Genomic DNA, 19,593 nt, shown 5'->3' on the forward strand with positions numbered 1-19,593 from the left:
CGCCGCCAGCCGTCTACAGCGAGCTTCAGAGCCTGTTGCGCCGCCGAGCCGTGATGGTGGCTTCGCGGACCAGCATGTTGCAGAGCTGGACCAACGAGAAATCGATGCGAAAGGCATTCGACGGTGTTCTCAAAGAGATGGCCAAGGTGGATCTGCTCCTGCGCAAGAGGATCAAAGATCTGCTGCGCGAGGCTGATTTACTTGAGCAAGTCGAACGCTGTCAGGCGATTGAAGGTATCGGTTTTCTTCGATCAGCCCGATGTAGGCGCTTTTGACCAACGGCCACTGCGCCACCTCCAGCAGCACCTCGGCGTCGAACGCCTGGTGCAACAATCGCCCTACAGACAGGGCATAACGGACTAAGTGATAGTCACTCGGCTAATGTATCTGATCGAGATTCCCTCAGTCGAAAAGATCAAAGCAGCAAAACCGGGAAGAACAACTCCGAAATAGAACGAGGAGCGTTTATGTATTTATGCATCACTGGCTTTTTACCCGATAATTTTGAAGACACCTCATTGAAATATGAGCTTGCCATCGACGCTACCTTTAACAATCAGATTGTTCAGCTTCTTGGGCATAAAATCCTAAGTGAAATGGCAAGCGGGGAATGGTTGCTATCCGCCGATCAGGTCCTGCAGATTGCCACGCTGATCAATGAGCAAATCCCGAGCGAGCTGGATATATTCATTGGTGTCGAGGCCTAGCGTCAGAACAACACCAAAATAAGCATAGGGAGCAGTTATGTTTTTATGTATCGCAGGTTTTTCCCTGATGGCCACGAAAACCAATTCGTGCAATTCGAATTAGACGTAGCACCAGCGTTCAATCAGGCCGTGCTTGAAGTGGTTGTCTGGGAGTCCCTTCAAGCCGGTTTAAAAGAGGGTGTTGTAGACCTTACAACGACACAAATTACGCAAATCGAGACGATTCTTGGTAGATCCATACCGCGAGAATTTGATATCTGCATCAGTGTTATGGCGTAGTGCTTTGCGGAGTTTGCCGCTGAAAAAGGGCAGAAAAAGCCTGGAGGCATGGGGTATCGACAAAACTCAGAGGCCCGAGAATTTCAACGCAAGAAAGAGAGAGAGCACACCCGGCATTGTAACGTAAACTCGCGCCCCGCCCCAAAGGACCCGGAGAGCCCCATGAGCCCCATCGCCATCACCCGCCTGTTGATTCTTGCCGCTGTCTGGGGGGCCAGCTTTCTGTTCATGCGCATCATCGCGCCGGTCCTCGGTACAATGCCCACCGCGTTCTTTCGGGTGTCGATCGCCTGCCTGGGCCTGCTGGTGATTCTCGCCCTGCTGCGGGTGCGCTGGGACTTCAACGGCAAGCTCAAAGCCTGTCTGGTGCTGGGCATGATCAACTCGGGAATCCCGGCCACCCTTTATTCGGTGGCGGCCCAGGTGCTGCCGGCCGGTTACTCGGCAATCTTCAATGCCACCACGCCGCTGATGGGCGTGCTGATTGGTGCGCTGTTCTTCCGTGAGCCGATGACTCTGGCCAAGCTCAGCGGGATTTTCCTTGGACTGTTCGGTGTCGGCATTCTCAGCGGTGCGGGCCCGGTGGCGTTTGACCAGCAACTGCTGCAAGGAGCCCTTTCCTGCCTGGCGGCGACCACCTGTTACGGCTTTGCCGGTTTTCTCGCACGGCGCTGGCTCGACCAACAGGGCGGCCTCGACAGCCGCTTGTCGGCCCTGGGCAGCATGATGGGCGCGACCTTGTTGCTGTTGCCGCTGTTTGCTTACAGCGTGGTCACCCAGCCCCTGGCGAGCTGGGGCGGCTGGGAGGTGTGGCTGTCGCTGCTGGGCCTGGGCCTGGTGTGTACCGCGTTTGCCTACATTCTGTACTTTCGCCTGCTCAGCGAGATTGGCCCGGTAAAGGCCAGCACCGTGACCTTCATGATCCCCGCCTTCGGTGTGCTCTGGGGCGCCTGGCTGCTGGATGAGCCGCTGTCGATGGCGCATCTGTACGGCGGGGTGTTGATTGCTGTGGCGTTGTGGTTGGTACTCAAGCCGGCGGTGGCGGGCCGGCCCGCTCGGGCCTGAAAATGACTCGCTGATCATTGCCGAAGTTGTTGGCGGCCCTCGGCGATACTGCCAGTACTGACACCACTGCCAAACCGCATTACGATAGGCCGCCCTCCTGACACGTAACCTCCATGCCCCCCGAGCAACCCCACGCCTACAAGATAGTGCTCTGGCGCCTGGAACAGGACGCTCAGGGTTACCCACCCGCCTCGGTCGAAGGGCTCTGGGCAAAACCCGGCGCGGCCGGCTATCAGGTCGACAGCATCCCCTTCTATGCCTACGGCATCGCCCCCGGCGACACCATCAGCATCCGCGAGGAGGGCGAGCAAGCCTGGTTCGAAGCCTTGCAGCATAGCGGTGGCGCTTCGGTATTGCGCGTACGGGTCAACGCCGCGGACGACCTGGAGCAGGTGCGCACGGCGCTTGAGGAGTTCGGTTGCCGCGCAGAAGTCGAAAAGGCAGTAAGGATGCTGGCCGTCGAAATCCCGCCCTCGCAATCACTCGACACCCTGCTCTATTACCTGCTGAGCCAACGCGAGGCCGGCATCCTGGACTTCGAGGAGGGTGTGCTGCGCCACACCATCCCCGAAGAATTTCGCTGAAGGCTTACGCCTCGGCCAGGCGCGCCGCTGGCTTGCGGAACACGAACAGCAGGCCGATCACGATCAGCCCCATCCCCAACAGGCTCAGCGCCGCCAGGCGGTTATCGAAGATCAGGTAGTCCATGACTGCGGTCACCGCAGGCACCAGGTAGAACAGGCTGGTGACATTGACCAGGTTGCCCTTGGCAATCAGCCGATACAGCAACAAGGTCGCCAGCAGCGAGACCACCAGCCCCATCCACAGCAAAGCACCGATGAAGCTGCCCGTCAGTTCGACATGCAGTGGCTGCAACGGCGCAAACAGCGCACACATCAGCAGCCCGGCGCTGTACTGCAGCGGCAAGGTCCCCATGGGGTTGCTGGTGATGCGTTTTTGCATGATCGAACCCGCGGTCATGCTCGCCAGCGCCAGCAACGCAAAGAGCATCCCCATCAGGGAAACCCCGCCCAGGTTGAGGCCTTGATAGACCACCATGATCAACCCGCTCAAGCCCAGGCCCAGACCGAACAAGCGGCTCCAAGAGCGCTGACGCTCCATCAACACCACGGTGAGGATGGGTTGCACGCCCATGACCGTGGCCATGACGCCGGGTGTCACCTGGGTGTTGAGCGCCAACAGGTAGAAAATCTGATAGGCACCGAGCAACACGCAACCGGTGGCCAGCGCTTGCAGCACCGCCGCGCGCCCGCGCGGCCAGCGTAACTTGAGCAGCGGTGCGAGCAACAACAGACCACACAGGGCCAGGGCCGAACGCATGAGCAGGAATGCAAAGGGACTGGCATGCGCCAGGCCCAGCTTGGAGACGATCGCCCCGCTACTCCAGAGCAGGACGAACAGGCTGGTAGTGGCCGCCGAGGCCACGGAATCTTTCGATAGAGCAAACATGAATGCCACCTGTAATTCGGGCAGATAAGCCGAACGGTGCTGCCCGCTGTGGGCAGCCAACCGTATTCAGTAGGGTGCAGGTGTGACAGGGCGCAGCGATTGGCCGCTTAGCCCAGCACTACCACGCCTGGTGGTGCGACAACGCACACAACCACGCTACTGACAGGTGGTGGGTAGTGACTGATCATGGCCGGCTGCTGACACCCACGCACGACTACCACCGCGTCGGGCGCGGTAGGGAATTCGGTGTTGAGTGGGGAAGCTGGCATGAGCAGGTCTTCGGTGAGGTGAAGTGGGTTTGACTATAGCGGTGAGTTTATCGCGGGGCAAGCCCGCTCCCACCGGGCCTGCATTCATCCCGGTAGGAGCGGGCTTGCCCCGCGATGAAGTCTTAGAACAACCAGCGATATAACAGGTAAGCCACCACCACCGCCAGCACCGGACGCAACACCCGGTAAGCCTTCGGGTTGGCACGCTTGAACTGTTTGACCTGGCCGCTGATCACATTGCTGAAGCGCTTGCTCCAGGCATACGCCTGGTTGATTCCGCCAACACGCTCGTCATCGGTGTTCTGCGGCGCAGTGGCGCGGCCCAGGAAGGCACTGACCTTGCGGTTGATGCGGGTCATCAACGGGCTGTTGAGCGGACGCTCGACGTCGCAGAACAGGATCACCCGCGTAGTCTCGGTTTCGTTCTTCACCCAGTGCACGTAGGTTTCATCGAACATCACGTCTTCACCATCGCGCCACGCATACGCCTGGCCGTCGACGTAGATTCGGCAATTATCGGAGTTTGGTGTCGACAGGCCCAGGTGATAACGCAGGGAACCGGCAAACGGGTCACGGTGCGGGTTGAGGTGGCTGCCACCGGGCAGCAGGGCAAACATCGCGCCCTTGACGTTGGGAATGCTGTTGACCAGTTCGACAGTCTTGGGGCACAGCATTTCGGCCGACGGCAGCGCCTTGTCGTACCACTTCAGGTAGAAACGCTTCCAGCCCTTCTTGAAGAACGAACCAAAGCCTGCGTCGTTGTCCTTCTCGGCGGCGCGGATGTAACCCTCGTCGAACAGGTGCATGGCCTCTTCGCGGATAACTTCCCAGTTGTCCTTGAGTACATCGAGCTCGGGAAAGCGCTGGCGGTCCAGGTAGGGCTTGGAGGGCACGCCGGAAAACAGGTACATCAGGGCGTTATAGGGGGCGAACAGCGCCGAATGATTGACGAACTGACGCAACATCGGCAAACGCGCCTTGCCGCGCAGGTGCACATACAGCGTGCTGCCGAAAAACAACAGCAAAACACCTGCCTTGGCGACAAAGGAAACAGTCATGCAACACTCCTTGGAATTTCGATCAGGCCATCGCTGCCGGATTAATCGAACATCATAAACCGATCTGGCGCCGGTAAAAATAACCGGTGCCAGCATTCAGTGTTAAGGATTGTGCAACAGTGCCCGGCGCTGATTATTGCTCTTGGTCAGCGCCTGAGCGCTTTACTGCTGGTTCTCCTGATCGGTGAACAGGTCGGCGAAGAGCATGCTCGACAGGTAACGCTCGCCGGAATCCGGCAAGATCACCACGATGGTCTTGCCCTGCATCTCCGGTTTTTCAGCCAGGCGCACCGCCGCTGCCATCGCCGCACCCGAGGAAATCCCGCAGAGAATCCCCTCCTCCTGCATCAGGCGCAGGGCCATGGCCTTGGACTCCTCGTCACTGACCAGCTCGACCTGATCGACCATTTTCAGGTCGAGGTTGTTTGGCACGAAACCGGCACCAATGCCCTGAATCTTGTGCGGGCTGGGCTTGACCTCCTGGCCGGTCATCGTCTGGGTAATCACCGGCGAAGTAAGCGGTTCGACGGCCACGGAAAGGATCGCCTTACCCTGCGTCAGCTTGATGTAGCGCGACACCCCGGTGATGGTGCCACCGGTGCCGACACCCGCAACCAGCACATCGACCGCGCCGTCTGTATCGTTCCAGATCTCCGGGCCGGTGGTTTTCTCGTGAATCGCCGGGTTGGCCGGGTTATCGAACTGGGCCGGCATGAAGTACTGGGCAGTGTCACTGGCCACGATTTCACCGGCCTTCTCGATCGCCCCTTTCATCCCTTTGGCAGGTTCGGTCAACACCAGCTCGGCGCCCAGGGCCTTGAGCACCTTGCGCCGCTCGATGCTCATCGATGCCGGCATGGTCAGCAGCAGCTTGTAGCCGCGCGCAGCAGCGACAAAGGCCAGGCCGATGCCGGTATTGCCCGAGGTCGGCTCGACTATGGTCATGCCCGGCTTGAGCTTGCCGCTGCTTTCGGCGTCCCAGATCATGTTCGCGCCGATCCGGCATTTGACCGAATAACCCGGGTTGCGCCCTTCGGTCTTGGCCAGGATGGTCACGCCGCGCGGGGCGATGCGGTTGATCTGCACCAGCGGCGTATTGCCGATGGAATGCGCGTTGTCAGCAAAGATACGGCTCATAGCAGGGTCCTTTTTATGCACCGGGCGGAAAACTTCAAGGGTAAGCCTGCAACGCCGGTGCGTCCACATCCGGCGAACCCCTGCGGTTGACGGCGGTCAACCGATCACTACCCCACCGGAAACTGCCACCGATGAAACGTCGCTACCGCTGGCCCTTGTGGGGGCTGCTGAGCATCGCCCTGTTGCTGCTGGCCCTGCATCTGGCCTTGCCGATGCTGGTGCGCAACTACCTCAATGACAAACTGGCCGACATGGGCGACTACCGCGGCCAGGTGGCAGATGTCGATCTGGCGCTGTGGCGCGGCGCGTACAAAATCAACGGCCTGAACATCGTCAAGACCAGCGGTAAGGTACCGGTGCCGTTTCTCAAGGCACCGTTGATCGACCTGTCGGTCAGCTGGCATGCGCTGTGGTATGACCATGCAGTCGTCGCAGAAGTACTCTTTGTGCGCCCCGAGCTCAACTTCGTCGACGGCGCCAGCAAGCAGACGACACAGACCGGCCAGGGTACCGACTGGCGCAAGCAGCTGGAGAAACTGCTGCCCATCACCCTCAACGAAGTCCGCATCGATAACGGCACCCTGACCTTTCGCAACTTCACCTCCAAACCAGCGGTCAATCTCAAGGCTACGCAGCTGGATGCCAGCATCCGTAATCTGACCACCGTCGAAGACCTCAAGGGCCGACGCGATGCCCGCTTCGACGGCAAGGCCCGTCTGCTGGGCGATGCAACGGTTGAAAGCAGCGCCACCTTCGACCCCTTCAGCAATTTCGAAGACTTCCAGTTTCGTCTGCGTGCTACCGGCATCCAGCTGCGCCGGCTCAATGACTTCGCCAGCGCCTACGGCAAGTTCGACTTCAATGCCGGCCATGGCGATCTGGTGATTGAGGCCGACGCGCAAAAAGGCCAACTCAGCGGTTACATCAAACCGCTGCTACGCGACGTGGACGTGTTCAACTGGCAGCAGGACGTGAAGAACGAGGACAAGGGCTTTTTCCGCTCGATCTGGGAAGCGCTGGTCGGCGGTGGTGAAACCGTGCTGAAAAATCAGCGCAAGAACCAGTTCGCCACCCGCGTGGAACTGCACGGCAGCGTGCATCAACGCGATATCAACGCCTTCGAAGCGTTCTTGCAGATCCTGCGTAATGGCTTCATTCAGGCCTTCAATGCACGCTATGAGCAGCCACCCCCCAAGTCTGACTAAGTCACCGAGTGACGAGCCATTCAGAGACTGAATGGGCCGTCTGCGTTCCCAGTCGACCAGAGCCCGCGTTATAGTCGTGCATGACAATTTTTCTGCCAGGGGCCATGTACCCCGGCACTACGTTAGAGGATCGGTTCATGAAGTTCGAAGGCACCAGCACCTACGTCGCCACCAACGACCTGAAACTGGCAGTCAACGCGGCGATCACCCTGGAACGGCCACTGCTGGTCAAGGGCGAACCCGGCACCGGCAAGACCATGCTCGCCGAACAGTTGGCCGAGTCCTTTGGCGCCAAGCTGATCACCTGGCACATCAAGTCGACCACCAAGGCTCATCAGGGCCTCTACGAGTACGATGCGGTCAGCCGCCTGCGTGACTCGCAACTGGGCGTGGACAAGGTCCACGACGTGCGCAACTACCTGAAGAAGGGCAAGCTCTGGGAGGCGTTCGAAGCCGAAGAGCGGGTGATTCTGCTGATCGACGAAATCGACAAGGCCGACATCGAGTTCCCCAACGACCTGTTGCAGGAACTGGACCGGATGGAGTTCTACGTTTACGAAATCGACGAGACGATCAAGGCCAAGCAGCGCCCGATCATCATCATTACCTCGAACAACGAAAAAGAGCTGCCGGACGCCTTCCTGCGCCGCTGCTTCTTCCACTACATTGCCTTCCCCGACCGCGACACCCTGCAGCGGATCGTCGATGTGCACTACCCGAACATCAAGAAAGACCTGGTCAGCGAAGCACTAGACGTGTTCTTCGACGTGCGCAAGGTGCCGGGCCTGAAGAAAAAGCCGTCCACCTCGGAACTGGTCGACTGGCTCAAGCTGCTGATGGCCGACAACATCGGCGAAGCCGTGCTGCGCGAACGTGATCCGACCAAGGCCATCCCGCCGCTGGCCGGTGCCCTGGTGAAAAACGAACAGGACGTGCAACTGCTCGAGCGTCTGGCCTTCATGAGCCGTCGCGGTAATCGCTGAGCCCGGGGGCAATTGCCATGCTGCTCAATCTGTTCAATGAAATGCGCGCGGCCAAGGTGCCGGTGTCGGTGCGCGAGCTGCTTGATCTGCTCAATGCCCTCAAGCAGCGGGTGACCTTCGCCGACATGGACGAGTTCTACTTCCTGGCGCGGGCGATCCTGGTCAAGGACGAACGGCATTTCGACAAGTTCGACCGGGCCTTTTCCGCCTACTTCAAAGGCCTGGAAAACCTCAACCAGCACCTGGAAGCACTGATTCCCGAAGACTGGCTGCGCAAGGAGTTCGAGCGCTCGCTGACTGACGAAGAGCGTGCGCAGATCCAGTCCCTCGGTGGCCTGGACAAGCTGATCGAAGAGTTCAAGAAACGTCTGGAAGAACAGAAGGAACGCCATGCCGGTGGCAACAAGTGGATCGGCACCGGCGGTACCAGCCCGTTCGGCTCGGGGGGCTATAACCCCGAGGGGATTCGCGTCGGCGATGCCGGCAAGCGCCAGGGCAAGGCGGTCAAGGTCTGGGACCAGCGCGAGTACAAGAACCTCGATGACCAGGTCGAACTGGGCACGCGCAACATCAAGCTGGCCCTGCGCCGCTTGCGCAAGTTCGCGCGCCAGGGTGCGGCCGAAGAACTGGATATCGACGGCACCATCGACCACACCGCCCGCGATGCCGGCCTGCTCAACATCCAGATGCGTCCGGAGCGGCGCAATACCGTCAAATTGCTGCTGCTGTTCGACATTGGCGGCTCGATGGACGCCCACGTGAAGATCTGCGAAGAGCTGTTCTCGGCCTGCAAGACCGAGTTCAAGCACCTGGAGTATTACTACTTCCACAACTTCGTTTACGAGTCGGTGTGGAAGAACAACATGCGCCGCACCTCCGAGCGCACTTCGACCATGGACCTGCTGCACAAGTACGGTGCCGACTACAAAGTGGTGTTCGTTGGCGATGCGGCCATGGCGCCCTACGAGATCACTCAACCGGGCGGTAGCGTCGAGCACTGGAACGAAGAAGCCGGTTACGTGTGGATGCAGCGCTTCATGGAGAAGTACAAGAAGCTTATCTGGATCAACCCTTATCCCAAGGACACCTGGGGCTATACCGCTTCGACCAACATCGTGCGCGAGTTGATCGAAGATCGGATGTATCCGTTGACCTTGCGCGGGTTGGAAGAAGGGATGCGGTTTTTGTCCAAGTAAGCCTCAGCCTCATCGCCGGCAAGGCCGGCTCCCACAGAGTCCAAGGTTGCTGCCAACCTTGTGGGAGCCGGCCTTGCCGGCGATGAGGCCCTGTCAGGCAACAAACCGCTGAACAAATGCCCGCTGTTGCTGCCAGGCCGTCTCCTGCACCACCGGCCTGAACCTGACCACACTCCCCGGCAACAACTGCGCCAGCCGTGCCAACGCCAACGGCGTCAACGCCCCCAGCCGCGGATAACCACCAATGGTCTGGCGATCATTGAGCAGCACGATCGGCTGCCCATCCGGCGGCACCTGCACTGCCCCCAGCGGAATCCCCTCGGAAATCATCGGCGCGCCCTGATACTGCAAGGCCGGGCCCAGCAAACGCATACCCATGCGGTCGGCGCGGCTGTCCAGGGTCCAGTCACGGTTGAACGCTTCAAACAGGCTGATGCCGCTGAAGTCGCCGATCTGTGCACCCAAAACCAGATCGAGTGCGCGGTTGTCGGTGAGGTCTGGCCGCATCGCCTCGGGCACGGCCTTCAAGACTGGCGCCGCACCGCGATATTCCAGCTGCTGCCCCTTGGCCAACGCCGAACCCAAACCATCAAGCCCACCCAGTTCCTCACGCACCACACTGGCGCAACTGCCCAGCACCTGCGGAGCAACAAAGCCTCCAGGCGCGGCCAGATAGGCACGCGCGCCCTGCAATGGTTGATTCAGGCGCAGCCGCTGGCCTTGTTTGAGGGTAAAGCTGGACCAGGGCTTGAGCGGTTCACCGTCGATCCGCGCATCCAGGTCAGCTCCCGTCAGCGCCAGGCAGCAATCCTGCTCGGCGACCAGACTGAATCCGCCCAAGGTGATTTCCACCACCGCCGCCTCGGCAGGATTGCCGAGCAGCCAGTTGGCCCAGCGCATCGAGACCCAGTCCAGCGCTCCGCCCTGGGTCACGCCCAGATGACGCACGCCGAAACGTCCGGCATCCTGCAACAGGCACAGCGGTGTGCTGGCCTCGATCGACAAGCGGCTCATGCCGAGGCCTCCAGCGGGGTATCGTCGCCGCCCAGGTTGATGAAGGTAGCGCGATCCACGGCGACGAAGCGCACCCGGTCACCCGGTTGCAACAGGCTGTAGCCGTCACGCTCGCGGTCAAAGAGTTTGCTCGGGGTGCGACCGATCAGGTTCCAGCCACCGGGCGACACCGCCGGGTAGGCCGCCGTCTGGCGCTCGGCGATGCCGACGCTGCCCGCCGCCACGCGCTTACGCGGGGTGGCCAGGCGTGGCGCGGCGAGGGCTTCTTCGACCAGGCCCATGAAGGCAAAACCGGGAGCGAAGCCAAGGGCGAACACCTGATACTCGCGTTCACTGTGCCGACGCACGATATCGGCCACCGAGGTAGCGCACCGCTCGGCCAACAGGCTCAGTTCCGGGCCGACGCTCAGGTCGTACCACACCGGAATCTCGTGCTGGTGACCGCCGCTGCCGTTATCCGGCTGCAGGTTTTCCAGCGCTTCGCGAATCAAGGTGCGGGCCTGCTCCGGCGACAGTTGCAGCAGGTCGAAATGCACCATCAGCGTGGTGTAGGACGGCACCAGATCCAGCAGATACCCGGCGAACACCGTGCGCAAACGCTGACTGGCCGCCAGCATCCAGGGCATGTTGGCTTCATCGATGGCGTCGAACAGGCGCACCATCAGGCAGTCGATGGCCACCGTTTCAATGCGGTAGTTCATGACACCACCAGGGCATCGAGGGCCTTACGAATCTGTTGCACCGCCGCCACCGAGCTTTCGTTGTCGCCATGCACGCACAGGGTCTGGGCCTGCAGACGCAGTTCGCTGCCGTCCACGGCGATCAACGGTTCGCCGCGGGCCAGTCGCAGGGCCTGATCGACGATCCGCGCCGGGTCGTGATGCACCGCGCCGGGCAGGCGCCGCGACACCAGGTGACCGGCAGCATCGTAGGCGCGGTCGGCAAAGGCTTCGAACCACAGGGTAACGCCGTACTCGTCACCCAGCGCCTGCGCGGCACTGTTGTCGGCCGTGGCCATGAGCATCAGCGGCAACTGCCGGTCGTAGCTGGCCAGCGCTTCAAGCACCGCACGCAGTTTGAGCGGATCGGCCATCATGTCGTTGTACAGCGCACCATGGGGTTTGACATAGGCAACCCGGGTGCCCTGGGTCCGGCAGATGCCATCCAGTGCACCGATTTGATAGTGCAGCAGGTCGCGGATTTCCTCGGCGCTGCAGGCCATGGAGCGGCGGCCAAAGCCCATCAGGTCCTGGTAGGCCGGGTGGGCGCCGATGCGTACGTTACTGGCGATGGCCAGGGCCACCGTCTTGCGCATGATGCCCGGGTCTCCGGCATGGAAACCGCAGGCGATGTTGGCGCAATCCACAAAGGGCATGACCTGGGCGTCCAGGCCCATGGTCCAGCTGCCGAAACTTTCACCCATATCGCAATTCAGTAGCAGGCGGCTCACGTCTGTCACTCCTTCAGGCTCGACCTTATTGGGCTTCAAGTTCTTTACCACGGGTTTCCGGCAGGCTCAGCGCCGCCAGGATGACCACCCCGTAGGACACCGCTGCAAATGCGCCGATCCCCAGGCCCAGCGGGACCTTCTGGCTAAGCATACCGATCAGCAGCGGGAAGAACGCCGCCAGGGCACGCCCGATGTTGTAGCAGAACCCCTGCCCCGAACCCCGGATACGGGTCGGGAACAGTTCAGTGAGGAAAGCCCCCATGCCACTGAAAATACCCGAGGCGAAGAAGCCCAGCGGGAAGCCCAGCCAGAGCATCACACCATCGCTGACCTGCATCTGGGTGTACAGCAGGACGATGATGAACGAGCCCACGGCGAACAGGATGAAGTTCTTTTTGCGTCCCAGCAGGTCGGTGAGATAGGCGCTGATCACATAGCCGATATACGAACCGAAAATCACCATGGCCAGGTAGCCACCGGTGCCGAGCACACTGAGGCCGCGCTCGTTCTTGAGAAAGGTCGGCAACCAGGAGGTGATCGCGTAGTAACCGCCCAGCGCACCGGTGGTCAGCAGCGAAGCGCGAATGGTGGTGAAGAGCATGCCAGGGGCAAAAATCTCATAGAAATGCGACGGCGCTGCGGTTTTTTCCGCCGCCTTGGCCTGGCGGTAGATTTCCGGGTCTTTGACCAGACGACGGACGAAGATCACGAACACCGCAGGCACGATACCCAGCAGGAACAGCGCGCGCCAGGCGTCTTCCGGCGGCAGCAGGGTGAACAGCACGGCGTAGAGAATCGCCGTCAGGCCCCAGCCAATGGCCCAGCCGGACTGCACCATGCCCACGGCCTTGCCGCGATCCTTGGCGCGAATGACTTCGCCGATCAGCACCGCACCGGCAGTCCACTCACCGCCAAAGCCGAAGCCCATCAGGGTCCGGGCGATCAACAGCTGCTCATAGTTCTGGGCGAAGCCGCAGAGGAAGGTGAAAAAGGCGAACCACAGCACCGTCAGTTGCAGGGTGCGCACCCGGCCAATACGATCGGAGAGGATACCGGCGATCCAGCCGCCCAGCGCCGAAGCAATCAGAGTGCTGGTATGAATCAACCCCGCTTCGGCGGTGGTGATGCCCCACAGCATGATAAGCGTGGGGATGACGAAGCTGAGCATCTGGGTGTCCATGCCATCGAGGCCGTAGCCGATCTTGCAGCTCCAGAAGGTCCGTCGTTCCTGCTTGTTGATGTTGCGGTACCAGTCGAAGGGACCGGCCACTGAACTGGATTTGGCCTGGTGCTGCACGCCCGATGGGTTCATGGTTGCCTCAGCTTGTTGGTATTGTTTTAAAGGCGGCGATCTTTGTCGCAACCGTGACCGACATTTTTCGATGGCCTTGGGTTGTCGTCCAACGAGAAAAACCAGCGGTCTGGCATAAGAAAAAATTGATCAGTGAGCGCAACATGAACCTCAAGTTCCTCGAAACCTTTGTGTGGGTGGCCCGGCTCAAGAGCTTTCGCCTGACTGCGGAAAAGCTCTTCACCACCCAGGCGTCGATCTCCAGCCGCATCGCCGCGCTTGAGGCCGACCTTGGGGTCAAGCTGCTGCTGCGCGATTCACGCGGCGTCAGCCTGACGCCCGAGGGCAGCAAGGTGCTTGAGTACGCCGAGCAGATGCTCGACACCGCCAAGGCCCTCAAGCAATCGCTGGACAGCGACCGGGCCAAGGTCGGCCGGGTGCGCCTGGGGGTCATGGACACGGTGATCCATACCTGGATGAGCCCGCTGGTGTCGGAATTGATGGAACGCTACCCGCAGGTGGAAATCGAACTGGTCGCCGATACTGCGCTCAATTTGCGCGAACAGCTGCAAAAAGGCTTTCTCGATGTGATCCTGCAAACCGACCTGCTGCGCCAGGAGTCGATCCGCAGCCTGGACCTGGCGCGCTACCCCATGGGCTGGATTGTCGCCAGCCAGTCGATCTACAACCGCAACTATGCCTCGCTCGCCGAGCTGGCCCGTGAGCGCATCGTAACCTTCTCGAAAAACTCCCGGCCGCACCAGGAAGTGCTCAGCCTGCTGCAGGCCGAAGGCGTCAGCACACCGCGCCTGAACTGTGTGAATTCGGTGGCGGCGATCACCCGCTTGCTGCGTGACGGCTTCGGCATCGGCGCGCTGCCGCCGGCGCTGGTCAGCGAAGAGCTGGCCCGGGGGGAACTGACCCTGCTGCCGCTGGCGCAACAGCCACCGAGCCTGGAGCTGGTGGTGGCCTGGCAGACCGGGGTCGAGCTGGTCGATGAAGTGGTCGCGCTGTGTCGCAATGTGCTTGAACGCTACGCCGCCAATGCCGGGCCCGAGCGGATCAGGCTGGTCTAGCGCCAGCTCTCCGCCACCGGTTTGCGCCGCCCGCCCAGCACTACCCAGCCGATCAGCAACAACAGGCTTTCCACCAGCAGCGCCAGCAGCAAGGCACAGCTCAAGCCCCAGGCCAGCGCCTCGGGGGCCAGGAGAATCTGGTAGCTGTAGCCGTTGAGGGTTTCTTCACGCAGCTGGCTATCGGCATTCACCAGCACATGCCAGGTTCGCTCAAGCCACGGCCCCTGGAGGATCTGCCACTCGCGCTCGAACTGACGATTGCGGATCAGCAGACTGTCGATGCTGTTGGCATCGCTGTTGAACACCGGATCGTCGCTGCTGCGGTAGTGGCGCACCAGCGCCTGCAGATCGCCATTGAAGAAGCGCTTGGCGGTGGCCTCAAAGCCCTTGAGCCCCTCGCGGGACTCCAGCAGGTGCGCCTCGACCCGCTGACTGTAGTCATTGATCAGGCCAGGTACCTGCACCCCTATCAACAACCCGAAGGTGAACAGCAGCAACCGCAGGTAACTTCTGAACATGGGCTATCCCTTAGCGTTGTCCCTGGGCAATACATTCACCACGGCGCCACAGGCCCCACTGGCCGGGCTCGTAGCGCTGCCAGGTCTCATTCTCGGTCAGCGCTTCGGTGGCAATCACCGTGACCACGTCATTGGGGGTGGTTTCAGCCTGGAAGTCGACGATCATGTCGACGTCCTTCAGGCGCGCCGGCCCGAACGGTGCCCGGCGGGTGATATGCACCAGCTTGGTCGAGCAGAAACAGAACAGCCAGTCGCCATCGCTGAGCAGGCAATTGAACACGCCCTTGCCGCGGTACTCGGCGCAAGCCTCGACCAGCACCGGCAGCAGTACTTCAACCGGCACCGGTTCCGGGAACGCCTCGCGTACGCGGTTGAGCAGGTCGCAGAAGGCCGCTTCGCTGTCGGTGTCGCCAATCGGCCGGTAGAAGCTGGCCTGGCCCTGGAACTCGCCAAGCTGACCGTTATGAGCGAAACACCAGTTGCGCCCCCACAGCTCGCGGACGAACGGATGGGTGTTGGACAGGCAGACCTTGCCGACGTTGGCCTGGCGAATATGGCCGATGACCACCTCGCTCTTGATCGGATAACGCTGGACCAGGTTGGCCACTTCCGACTCGCAGCTCGCCGCCGGGTCCTGGAACAGGCGCAAGCCACGGCCTTCGTAGAAGCCGATGCCCCAGCCATCGCGGTGCGGACCGGTGCGCCCGCCGCGCTGCATCAGCCCGGTGAAGCTGAAAACGATGTCGGTCGGTACATTGGCACTCATGCCCAGTAGTTCACACATGCTGACTGCTCCCGGGCAAATCCTACAAGCGCGGCTCGACCCGCGAACGATTGCCGCCCAGTGGTGCTTCAGGCGGATTGCGGTAGCGGTCGTTGCTGTTGGCGGCAAACGACTCCTCGACCAGCGCTTCTTCGGCATCACGCTTGGCGGCGGCTTCAGCTTGCTCGCGGCGGGCCTTGGCGCGCTTTTCCAGCGGCCAGCGCAGCACCACGAACACACCGTACAGGGCAAAGGCGATCATGCCGTACATGGCCAGGTCGGCGGCGGCGCGCAAGGCGTTGTTGCCGACCTTGAACAGCAGGTCGAGGGCGGTAATGGCAATGGCGGGGGCGAACTTGTCCTTGACCGGATCGATGATGGTCGGGGTCAGCAGCAAGACTGCCATCAGCACCCGCAGCGGTTCGCGCAACCAGCGCCACATCCAGCGGGTCAGGCGAAAGCCCACCGCCAGGCAACCCAGGGCGGCCAGGGCGTAAAGGCCCCAGGCGAGCAGATAGTCGTTCTCGGTCATGGTGTCCGTGGCAAGCTAAGCAAATAGACGCTTATGATAAACACATTTCAGCGCGCAGGCGCCCCCCAGCCAAGAGATCCCCGCATGTCCGCAGACGCCACCGCTCCCCGCGCCCCGATTGCCCGCAAAGCCGAAGGCGCTGATCCCTATGCCTGGCTCCAGGAGCGCGACAGCCCTGAAGTCATTGCCTACCTGAACGACGAGAATGCCTTCCAGGCGGCGCAACTGGCCGATCAGGCGCCATTGCGCGAGCAGCTGTTCGAAGAGATCAAGGGCCGGATTCAGGAGACCGACCTGTCGGTGCCCTCGCCCTGGGGCCCTTACCTCTACTACAGCCGCACCACGGCAGGTGAGGAATACCCACGCCATTACCGCTGCCCGCGTCCGGCGGATGACGCCCATAGCGTTGACGAAAGCCGGGAAGAACTGCTGCTGGACCCCAACCCGCTGGCCAACGGTGGCTTCCTGTCCCTCGGTGCCTTCAACATCAGCCCCGACCACCAGCGCCTGGCCTACAGCCTCGATACGACGGGCGATGAAATCTACACCCTGTACGTCAAGGACCTGAGCAGCGGCGCCATCGAGCAACTGCCGTTTGAGGATTGCGACGGCAGCATGACCTGGGCCAACGACAACCAGACGCTGTTCTTCGCCGAACTGGACGACACCCACCGCCCGCACAAACTGCTGCGCCATCGCCTCGGACGCGAAGGCTGCGAAGTGATTTTCGAAGAAACCGACGGGCGTTTTTTCCTGCATTGCTACCGCGCAAGCTCCGAACGCCAACTGATCCTGCTGCTCAACAGCAAGACCACCAGCGAAGCCTGGGTGCTCGATGCCGAACAGCCCGATGGCGACTTCACCTGCCTGGCGCCCCGCGTCGAAGGCCACGAGTACTTCCCCGACCACGGCCAGCTCGACGACCAGTGGCGCTGGTTCATCCGCACCAACCAGGATGGCATCAACTTCGCCCTGTACCAGGCCGCCAGTGACCAGGTACCGCGCCGCGAACAGTGGCAACTGCTGGTGCCCCACCGCGACACGGTGATGCTCGAAGGCCTGAGCCTGAACGCCAGCGCCTTGACCCTGAGCCTGCGTGAAGGCGGTTTGCCGATTATCGAAGTGCGCCCGCAAGGTCTGGCGCCTTACCGGGTCGAATTGCCGGATGCGGCCTACAGCCTCTACGTGCAGGACAGCCTGGAATTTGACAGCCCGCGCATCCGCCTGCGTTACCAGGCCCTGAACCGCCCGGCCCAGGTGCGACAGCTGGAACTGGCCAACGGCGCCCAGCAGGTGCTCAAGGAAACCCCGGTGCTTGGCCCCTTCGACCCCGACGCCTATGTCAGCCAGCGTCTCTGGGCCACGGCCAGTGACGGCACCCAGGTGCCGATCAGCCTGGTCCAGCGCCGCAGCGACCTGGGCAAGCCGGTACCGCTGTACCTGTATGGCTACGGCGCTTATGGCGAAAGCCTCGACCCGTGGTTCTCGCACGCCCGCCTGAGCCTGCTTGAACGCGGCGTCGCCTTCGCCATTGCCCATGTGCGCGGTGGCGGTGAACTCGGCGAAGCCTGGTACCGGGCGGGCAAACAGGAACACAAACACAACACCTTCAGCGACTTCATCGCCTGTGCCGAGCACCTGATTGCCGAAGGCGTGACCCGTGCCGAACAACTGGCGATCAGCGGTGGCAGCGCCGGCGGCCTGCTGATCGGCGCGGTGCTCAACCAGCGCCCCGAGCTGTTCAAGGCGGCGATTGCCGAAGTGCCGTTCGTCGATGTGCTCAACACCATGCTCGACCCGGAACTGCCCTTGACCATCACCGAGTATGACGAGTGGGGCAACCCGCAAGACCCTGAGGTGTATGCGCGGATCAAGGCCTATGCACCTTACGAGAACGTCAAAGCCCAGGCCTATCCGGCGCTGCTGGTGGTGGCCGGCTACAACGACAGCCGTGTGCAGTACTGGGAAGCGGCCAAGTGGGTGGCGCGGTTGCGGGTGACCAAGACCGACGACAACCTGCTGCTGCTCAAGACCGAGATGGATGCCGGGCATGGCGGCATGAGCGGGCGTTATCAGGGGCTGCGGGATGTGGCGCTGGAATACGCTTTTGTCTTTAAAGTGCTGGGTTTGGTGTAAATCAGAATTTTTGTTGTCTGATCAAGCGCATCGCGGGGCAAGCCCGCTCCCACAGGGTATGACTGTACTGTGGGAGCGGGCTTGCCCCGCGATCAGCAGACACCACAAATCAACAAGAAACGATCGCAAATGCCCGAACCAACCCACCTGAACAATGAAATCCGCGACATGCTCATGGACTGCGGCCTGTTCGACCAGCTGCAACCCGGCGACTTCCAGCACGCCGCTGGTTACTTCAGCATCACCACCCTCGGCAGCGGCGAAGAAATCTTCGCCGAGGGCGATGCCGGCACCTTCATGTGCATCATCCACCACGGCGTGGTCTCGGTACGCAAAACCGACAGCGAACAACGCCAGGTGGAAATCGCCACCCTGCGCAAAGGCCGGGCCTTTGGCGAAATGGCCGTGCTCGACGGTGAGCGGCGCTCGGCCAGTTGCGTGGCCGCCAGTGACTGCCAGCTGCTGAGCCTGGGCAAGGACTCGCTGGAAAAAATGATCAACGATGCGCCGAAAATCGCCGCCAAGATCATCCGTGCCCTGGCCGTAGCGCTTTCCCGGCGCCTGCGCATGCAGGACGGCCAGCGCCTGGCACAGATCTAGTCGGCTTTGCCCTTGTCCTTGCTGTCATCCGGTGTCAGCCCCGGCAAGGGCTGATCCCTGGGCGGCACGGGCACTTTGATCGACGGCAGCAGCGGCGAACCCGGCCGCGCATCACCGGCGCGCGGTATGCTGCTGGGGGTGATCTGCGGATAGGGGGTCGGGGTCGCCGTCCCCGGTGCGCCCGGCACCGGAGCGATCGGCCGCGGCTGCAGGTCGGCAGCCAGCACCGTTTGCAGGCTGGCAAAGAACAAGGCGGCAATGGTCAGACAGCGCATGCGCAGACTCCTTCAGACTCCTTCCGACAGCCTACTCCCAAGCGTAGCGGTTTGCCTGTCCGAACGGACCGCCAGCAGGCTAAACTTCAGGTATAACCGTAACAAGCCCGAGAAAAGGTAATCCCATGAGTTCGTCATCCTCTGCCGCCGCCACTGCACGGCTCGACCGCATCCTCGCCGACGCCAAGCGCGACAAGGAGATGGGCTATCGCGACAAGGCCCTGAAAATGTACCCGCACGTCTGCGGCCGTTGCGCCCGGGAATTCTCCGGCAAGCGCCTGAGCGAGCTGACCGTGCACCACCGCGACCACAACCACGACAACAACCCCCAGGACGGTTCCAACTGGGAGCTGCTGTGCCTGTACTGCCACGACAACGAGCACTCGCGCTACACCGACCAGCAGTACTTCAGCGAAGGCTCCACCAGCAGTCCGAGCATCGCCAAGGCCACCCACAACCCGTTCGCCGGGCTGGCCGGTCTGCTGAAGAAGGACTGAGCGCAATCCCCTGCCCCACGTTGACCGGCAAGCCCGTATAATCGCCTTCTTTTTTGCGAAGGGCCCCGGCAC

At 61.6% G+C, this 19,593-nt stretch carries 23 protein-coding genes and 1 pseudogene; 12 read left to right on the top strand and 12 right to left on the bottom strand.

Annotated elements, in window-relative coordinates:
• The 5 genes and pseudogenes from NPS47_RS20520 to NPS47_RS20535 form a co-directional block, all read left to right on the top strand.
• A pseudogene (locus NPS47_RS20520) lies at positions 1 to 275 on the top strand (IS110 family transposase); the annotation flags it as partial.
• Between the two features lie 192 nt (positions 276 to 467).
• On the top strand, positions 468 to 707 hold the full coding sequence (locus tag NPS47_RS20525; RefSeq protein WP_274296601.1) for a pyocin S6 family toxin immunity protein: 240 nt from the start codon (positions 468 to 470) through the stop codon (positions 705 to 707).
• Positions 708 to 752: 45 nt separating this feature from the next.
• Entirely contained in the window at positions 753 to 986 is a 234-nt protein-coding gene (locus NPS47_RS25820) for a pyocin S6 family toxin immunity protein (RefSeq protein ID WP_425313535.1), read from the top strand.
• A gap of 162 nt (positions 987 to 1,148) precedes the next feature.
• The gene (locus tag NPS47_RS20530) at positions 1,149 to 2,051 is read left to right on the top strand and encodes a DMT family transporter (protein ID WP_274296602.1); all 903 of its coding nucleotides are present in this window, start codon (positions 1,149 to 1,151) and stop codon (positions 2,049 to 2,051) included.
• 113 nt (positions 2,052 to 2,164) lie between these two features.
• On the top strand, positions 2,165 to 2,635 hold the full coding sequence (locus NPS47_RS20535) for a DUF4265 domain-containing protein (protein WP_274296603.1): 471 nt from the start codon (positions 2,165 to 2,167) through the stop codon (positions 2,633 to 2,635).
• 4 nt (positions 2,636 to 2,639) lie between these two features.
• Here NPS47_RS20535 and NPS47_RS20540 read toward each other — a convergent pair whose 3' ends face one another.
• The 4 genes from NPS47_RS20540 to cysK form a co-directional block, all read right to left on the bottom strand.
• Positions 2,640 to 3,521: a DMT family transporter gene (locus NPS47_RS20540; protein WP_274296604.1), complete on the bottom strand. Its 882-nt coding sequence runs from the start codon at positions 3,519 to 3,521 to the stop codon at positions 2,640 to 2,642.
• Between the two features lie 107 nt (positions 3,522 to 3,628).
• On the bottom strand, positions 3,629 to 3,790 hold the full coding sequence (locus tag NPS47_RS20545; RefSeq protein WP_274296605.1) for a hypothetical protein: 162 nt from the start codon (positions 3,788 to 3,790) through the stop codon (positions 3,629 to 3,631).
• Between the two features lie 122 nt (positions 3,791 to 3,912).
• On the bottom strand, positions 3,913 to 4,848 hold the full coding sequence (locus NPS47_RS20550) for an aspartyl/asparaginyl beta-hydroxylase domain-containing protein (protein ID WP_274296606.1): 936 nt from the start codon (positions 4,846 to 4,848) through the stop codon (positions 3,913 to 3,915).
• Between the two features lie 162 nt (positions 4,849 to 5,010).
• Positions 5,011 to 5,985 (bottom strand): cysteine synthase A, encoded by a 975-nt coding sequence (gene cysK / locus NPS47_RS20555; protein WP_274296607.1) that lies wholly within the window; start codon positions 5,983 to 5,985, stop codon positions 5,011 to 5,013.
• Positions 5,986 to 6,116: 131 nt separating this feature from the next.
• Here cysK and NPS47_RS20560 point away from each other — a divergent pair, with 131 nt between their 5' ends.
• From NPS47_RS20560 to NPS47_RS20570, 3 genes are all read left to right on the top strand, one after another.
• Entirely contained in the window at positions 6,117 to 7,190 is a 1,074-nt protein-coding gene (locus NPS47_RS20560; RefSeq protein ID WP_274296608.1) for a DUF748 domain-containing protein, read from the top strand.
• Positions 7,191 to 7,327: 137 nt separating this feature from the next.
• Positions 7,328 to 8,173 carry an AAA family ATPase gene (locus NPS47_RS20565; RefSeq protein WP_274296609.1) on the top strand — a complete coding sequence of 282 codons (846 nt, stop codon included), beginning with the start codon at positions 7,328 to 7,330 and terminating at the stop codon, positions 8,171 to 8,173.
• A 17-nt stretch (positions 8,174 to 8,190) separates the two neighbouring features.
• Complete coding sequence (locus NPS47_RS20570) at positions 8,191 to 9,369, top strand: vWA domain-containing protein (RefSeq protein WP_274296610.1); 1,179 nt, start codon at positions 8,191 to 8,193, stop codon at positions 9,367 to 9,369.
• Positions 9,370 to 9,462: 93 nt separating this feature from the next.
• On the opposite strand, the gene NPS47_RS20575 is transcribed toward NPS47_RS20570, so the two are convergent.
• The 4 genes from NPS47_RS20575 to NPS47_RS20590 are packed head-to-tail and all read right to left on the bottom strand — an operon-like array spanning position 9,463 to position 13,145.
• Entirely contained in the window at positions 9,463 to 10,383 is a 921-nt protein-coding gene (locus NPS47_RS20575; RefSeq protein ID WP_274296611.1) for a biotin-dependent carboxyltransferase family protein, read from the bottom strand.
• Complete coding sequence (gene pxpB / locus NPS47_RS20580; RefSeq protein ID WP_274296612.1) at positions 10,380 to 11,084, bottom strand: 5-oxoprolinase subunit PxpB; 705 nt, start codon at positions 11,082 to 11,084, stop codon at positions 10,380 to 10,382. Before pxpB ends, NPS47_RS20575 begins: the two co-directional genes overlap by 4 nt.
• The gene (locus tag NPS47_RS20585; protein WP_274296613.1) at positions 11,081 to 11,833 is read right to left on the bottom strand and encodes a 5-oxoprolinase subunit PxpA; all 753 of its coding nucleotides are present in this window, start codon (positions 11,831 to 11,833) and stop codon (positions 11,081 to 11,083) included. The genes pxpB and NPS47_RS20585 overlap by 4 nt, the downstream gene beginning before the upstream one ends.
• 25 nt (positions 11,834 to 11,858) lie before the next feature.
• Positions 11,859 to 13,145: an MFS transporter gene (locus tag NPS47_RS20590; protein ID WP_274296614.1), complete on the bottom strand. Its 1,287-nt coding sequence runs from the start codon at positions 13,143 to 13,145 to the stop codon at positions 11,859 to 11,861.
• Positions 13,146 to 13,288: 143 nt separating this feature from the next.
• On the opposite strand from NPS47_RS20590, the gene NPS47_RS20595 reads away from it, so the two are divergent.
• Complete coding sequence (locus NPS47_RS20595) at positions 13,289 to 14,200, top strand: LysR family transcriptional regulator (RefSeq protein ID WP_274296615.1); 912 nt, start codon at positions 13,289 to 13,291, stop codon at positions 14,198 to 14,200.
• On the opposite strand, the gene NPS47_RS20600 is transcribed toward NPS47_RS20595, so the two are convergent.
• The 3 genes from NPS47_RS20600 to NPS47_RS20610 are packed head-to-tail and all read right to left on the bottom strand — an operon-like array spanning position 14,197 to position 16,013.
• The gene (locus NPS47_RS20600; protein WP_274296616.1) at positions 14,197 to 14,718 is read right to left on the bottom strand and encodes a DUF2937 family protein; all 522 of its coding nucleotides are present in this window, start codon (positions 14,716 to 14,718) and stop codon (positions 14,197 to 14,199) included. The genes NPS47_RS20595 and NPS47_RS20600 overlap by 4 nt on opposite strands.
• Positions 14,719 to 14,728: 10 nt before the next feature.
• Positions 14,729 to 15,502 (bottom strand): class II glutamine amidotransferase, encoded by a 774-nt coding sequence (locus NPS47_RS20605; protein WP_274296617.1) that lies wholly within the window; start codon positions 15,500 to 15,502, stop codon positions 14,729 to 14,731.
• 22 nt (positions 15,503 to 15,524) lie between these two features.
• Positions 15,525 to 16,013: an MFS transporter gene (locus NPS47_RS20610; protein ID WP_274296618.1), complete on the bottom strand. Its 489-nt coding sequence runs from the start codon at positions 16,011 to 16,013 to the stop codon at positions 15,525 to 15,527.
• Positions 16,014 to 16,097: 84 nt separating this feature from the next.
• Here NPS47_RS20610 and NPS47_RS20615 point away from each other — a divergent pair, with 84 nt between their 5' ends.
• Both NPS47_RS20615 and NPS47_RS20620 read left to right on the top strand, forming a co-directional pair.
• The gene (locus tag NPS47_RS20615; protein WP_274296619.1) at positions 16,098 to 18,149 is read left to right on the top strand and encodes a S9 family peptidase; all 2,052 of its coding nucleotides are present in this window, start codon (positions 16,098 to 16,100) and stop codon (positions 18,147 to 18,149) included.
• 129 nt (positions 18,150 to 18,278) lie between these two features.
• Positions 18,279 to 18,749, top strand: a complete 471-nt coding sequence (locus NPS47_RS20620) for a Crp/Fnr family transcriptional regulator (RefSeq protein ID WP_274296620.1) — start codon at positions 18,279 to 18,281, stop codon at positions 18,747 to 18,749.
• On the opposite strand, the gene NPS47_RS20625 is transcribed toward NPS47_RS20620, so the two are convergent.
• A complete protein-coding gene (locus NPS47_RS20625) occupies positions 18,746 to 19,024 on the bottom strand; it encodes a hypothetical protein (protein WP_274296621.1) in 279 nt (92 codons plus the stop codon). The two genes, NPS47_RS20620 and NPS47_RS20625, sit on opposite strands and share 4 nt — an antisense overlap.
• A 125-nt stretch (positions 19,025 to 19,149) precedes the next feature.
• Between NPS47_RS20625 and NPS47_RS20630 the strand changes: the two genes are divergently transcribed.
• On the top strand, positions 19,150 to 19,521 hold the full coding sequence (locus NPS47_RS20630; protein WP_038613732.1) for a YajD family HNH nuclease: 372 nt from the start codon (positions 19,150 to 19,152) through the stop codon (positions 19,519 to 19,521).
• Positions 19,522 to 19,593 lie beyond the last annotated feature (72 nt).

Source organism: Pseudomonas putida (assembly GCF_028682475.1).
Taxonomy (GTDB): domain Bacteria; phylum Pseudomonadota; class Gammaproteobacteria; order Pseudomonadales; family Pseudomonadaceae; genus Aquipseudomonas; species Aquipseudomonas putida_AG.

Excerpts from the sequence above, each read along its gene's own strand:
- NPS47_RS20525 (WP_274296601.1), top strand. The coding sequence starts at position 468 with ATGTATTTATGCATCACTGGCTTTTTACCCGATAATTTTGAAGACACC.
- NPS47_RS25820 (WP_425313535.1), top strand. The coding sequence starts at position 753 with ATGTATCGCAGGTTTTTCCCTGATGGCCACGAAAACCAATTCGTGCAA.
- NPS47_RS20530 (WP_274296602.1), top strand. The coding sequence starts at position 1,149 with ATGAGCCCCATCGCCATCACCCGCCTGTTGATTCTTGCCGCTGTCTGG.
- NPS47_RS20535 (WP_274296603.1), top strand. The coding sequence starts at position 2,165 with ATGCCCCCCGAGCAACCCCACGCCTACAAGATAGTGCTCTGGCGCCTG.
- NPS47_RS20540 (WP_274296604.1), bottom strand. The coding sequence starts at position 3,521 with ATGTTTGCTCTATCGAAAGATTCCGTGGCCTCGGCGGCCACTACCAGC.
- NPS47_RS20545 (WP_274296605.1), bottom strand. The coding sequence starts at position 3,790 with ATGCCAGCTTCCCCACTCAACACCGAATTCCCTACCGCGCCCGACGCG.
- NPS47_RS20550 (WP_274296606.1), bottom strand. The coding sequence starts at position 4,848 with ATGACTGTTTCCTTTGTCGCCAAGGCAGGTGTTTTGCTGTTGTTTTTC.
- cysK (WP_274296607.1), bottom strand. The coding sequence starts at position 5,985 with ATGAGCCGTATCTTTGCTGACAACGCGCATTCCATCGGCAATACGCCG.
- NPS47_RS20560 (WP_274296608.1), top strand. The coding sequence starts at position 6,117 with ATGAAACGTCGCTACCGCTGGCCCTTGTGGGGGCTGCTGAGCATCGCC.
- NPS47_RS20565 (WP_274296609.1), top strand. The coding sequence starts at position 7,328 with ATGAAGTTCGAAGGCACCAGCACCTACGTCGCCACCAACGACCTGAAA.
- NPS47_RS20570 (WP_274296610.1), top strand. The coding sequence starts at position 8,191 with ATGCTGCTCAATCTGTTCAATGAAATGCGCGCGGCCAAGGTGCCGGTG.
- NPS47_RS20575 (WP_274296611.1), bottom strand. The coding sequence starts at position 10,383 with ATGAGCCGCTTGTCGATCGAGGCCAGCACACCGCTGTGCCTGTTGCAG.
- pxpB (WP_274296612.1), bottom strand. The coding sequence starts at position 11,084 with ATGAACTACCGCATTGAAACGGTGGCCATCGACTGCCTGATGGTGCGC.
- NPS47_RS20590 (WP_274296614.1), bottom strand. The coding sequence starts at position 13,145 with ATGAACCCATCGGGCGTGCAGCACCAGGCCAAATCCAGTTCAGTGGCC.
- NPS47_RS20595 (WP_274296615.1), top strand. The coding sequence starts at position 13,289 with ATGAACCTCAAGTTCCTCGAAACCTTTGTGTGGGTGGCCCGGCTCAAG.
- NPS47_RS20600 (WP_274296616.1), bottom strand. The coding sequence starts at position 14,718 with ATGTTCAGAAGTTACCTGCGGTTGCTGCTGTTCACCTTCGGGTTGTTG.
- NPS47_RS20605 (WP_274296617.1), bottom strand. The coding sequence starts at position 15,502 with ATGTGTGAACTACTGGGCATGAGTGCCAATGTACCGACCGACATCGTT.
- NPS47_RS20610 (WP_274296618.1), bottom strand. The coding sequence starts at position 16,013 with ATGACCGAGAACGACTATCTGCTCGCCTGGGGCCTTTACGCCCTGGCC.
- NPS47_RS20615 (WP_274296619.1), top strand. The coding sequence starts at position 16,098 with ATGTCCGCAGACGCCACCGCTCCCCGCGCCCCGATTGCCCGCAAAGCC.
- NPS47_RS20620 (WP_274296620.1), top strand. The coding sequence starts at position 18,279 with ATGCCCGAACCAACCCACCTGAACAATGAAATCCGCGACATGCTCATG.
- NPS47_RS20625 (WP_274296621.1), bottom strand. The coding sequence starts at position 19,024 with ATGCGCTGTCTGACCATTGCCGCCTTGTTCTTTGCCAGCCTGCAAACG.
- NPS47_RS20630 (WP_038613732.1), top strand. The coding sequence starts at position 19,150 with ATGAGTTCGTCATCCTCTGCCGCCGCCACTGCACGGCTCGACCGCATC.